The sequence below is a fragment of the Pseudomonas sp. EGD-AK9 genome (genome assembly GCF_000465935.2).
Taxonomy (GTDB): domain Bacteria; phylum Pseudomonadota; class Gammaproteobacteria; order Pseudomonadales; family Pseudomonadaceae; genus Aquipseudomonas.
On the sequence record NZ_AVOF01000461.1, the window covers coordinates 1 to 2043 of the forward strand.

Consider the following 2043-nt stretch of genomic DNA (forward strand, 5'->3'; position numbering starts at 1 on the left):
CCGCCGAGCACGCCTGCCGAGCCGGCGCCACGCCTGCAGCCGCAGCTGCTGGAGGGCGGCAAGGCGGCGCTGCGCGCCAGCGGCAAGTGGGCCGAGTACCAGCACGTGATCGACACCATCCGCCGTTTCGGCGGGCACAAGACCAAGGCCGCCGAGAGCCTCGGCATGACCCCGCGCGCGTTGCGCTACCGCCTCAACGCCATGCGCGAGCAGGGCGTACAGATTCCCGTCTAGGAGACCGCAGGATGAACGCTATTACCCAGGTGCAGCAGGACCTGCTGGGCCGCATGGAGCAGCTGAAGAACCTCGGCGAAGCCGCGCCGATCCAGCCGGCGCAGGTCTTCGCCGGGCAGCCCGGCGAGGCCGGTTTCGCCGCCGCCTTCGACGACGCGATACGCGCGGTGGACGCCCAGCAGCACCACTCCGGTGCCGCCATGGCCGCGGTCGACAGCGGCCAGAGCGACGATCTGGTCGGCGCCATGATCGAGAGCCAGAAGGCCAGCGTGTCCTTCAGCGCCCTGCTGCAGGTGCGCAACAAGCTGGCCACGGCCTTCGACGACATCATGAAGATGCCGCTGTAAGCGGACCGGGAGCCTGACGCGTGCTGCAGACCCTGAAAAGCAAGCTGCCCGAAGGCGGCCTGAAACTCGACCCGCGCCTGAGCCTGGCTGCCCTGGCGCTGGTCGCCGCGCTGCTGGCCGTTGGCGTGGTGTATTACCTGTGGCGCGACCAGGGCGCCTTCCGCCCGCTCTACGGCGCCGGCGAGGCCTATCCGGCCGCCGAGGTGATGCAGGTGCTCGACGGCGACGCCATCGCCTACCGGCTGCATCCGCAGAGCGGCCAGGTGCTGGTGCGCGAGGATCAGCTCGGCCGCGCGCGCATCTTGCTGGCGGCCAAGGGCGTGCAGGTCAAGGTGCCGGCCGGCTACGAGCTGTTCGACAAGGACGAGCCGCTGGGCACCAGCCAGTTCGTCCAGGACGTGCGCCTCAAACGCAGCCTGGAGGGCGAGCTGGCGCGCACGGTGATGGCGCTCAAGGGCGTCGAGGGCGCCCGCGTGCACCTGGCGCTGCAGGAGAGCAGCAGTTTCGTGGTCGGCAAGCGCGAACCGGGCAAGGCCTCGGTGATGCTGCAGCTGGCGCCCGGTTACAAGCTGGCGCCGGAGCAGGTCAGCGCCATCGTCAACCTGGTGGCCGGCAGCGTGCCGCAGCTCGATGCCGCCAGCGTGCAGGTGGTCGACCAGTACGGCGCGCTGCTGTCGCGCGGCCTCGACGGCTGGGGCGGGCCGGCGCAAAACTGGCAGGTGGTCGACGACTACCAGCACAAGGCGGTGGCCAATGCCGAGGCGGTGCTGGCGCCGGTGCTCGGCGGTGGCAACTTCCGCATCAGCGTGGCCGCCGATATCGATTTCAGCCAGAAGGAAGAAACCTTCCAGGCCTACGGCGAGACGCCGCGGCTGCGCAACGAAGTGCTGCGCGACGAGAGCGTGCTCGATCAGCTGGCCCTCGGCGTGCCTGGCTCGCTGGCCAACCGTCCGCCGCAGCCTGCGCCCGAGCCGGCCGAAGAGCAGCCGCCGGCCGAAGGCGAGGCGGCCAGCCAGGCCGCCACCTCGCTGCGCAAGGAGTCCAACCGCCAGCTCGATTACGACCAGAGCGTCACCCACGTCAGGCACGCGCCGTTCAGCCTGCGTCAGCAGAGCATCGCCGTGGTGCTCAATGCTGCGGCGGCGCCGGAAGGCGGCTGGACGGACGAGGCACGCGCCGAGCTGGCGGCCATGGTCAAGAGCGCGGTGGGCTTCAACCAGGCGCGCGGCGACCTGCTGACCCTCAGCGTCTTCCCCTTCACCACCGCCAGCGCCGATGCGGCGCAGGGCGAGCCGTTGCCCTGGTGGGAAAACTCCAAGGTGCACGAGCTGGCCAAGCTCGGCGTGTTTGCCCTGATCAGCCTGCTGCTGTTGCTGCTGGTGGTACGTCCTGCGGTGCGCGGCCTGAGCCAGCGCAGCCAGCCGAGCGCGGTACCGGTCGACGGCGACGAGCCGCTGGCCCT

Annotated in this window: 3 protein-coding genes; all 3 read left to right on the forward strand. The window is 70.5% G+C overall.

Translation table 11 applies throughout. The features are described 5' to 3' along the window. Positions 1 to 234: helix-turn-helix domain-containing protein (locus tag N878_RS18590; protein ID WP_031303476.1), on the forward strand; the 234-nt coding region annotated here is incomplete at its 5' end. 11 nt (positions 235 to 245) lie between these two features. Further along, positions 246 to 581 carry a flagellar hook-basal body complex protein FliE gene (fliE, locus tag N878_RS18595; RefSeq protein WP_021445085.1) on the forward strand — a complete coding sequence of 112 codons (336 nt, stop codon included), beginning with the start codon at positions 246 to 248 and terminating at the stop codon, positions 579 to 581. A 20-nt stretch (positions 582 to 601) separates the two neighbouring features. Further along, positions 602 to 2043 (forward strand): flagellar basal-body MS-ring/collar protein FliF (gene fliF, locus N878_RS18600; protein WP_021445086.1); only part of this gene is annotated, 1442 nt, incomplete at its 3' end.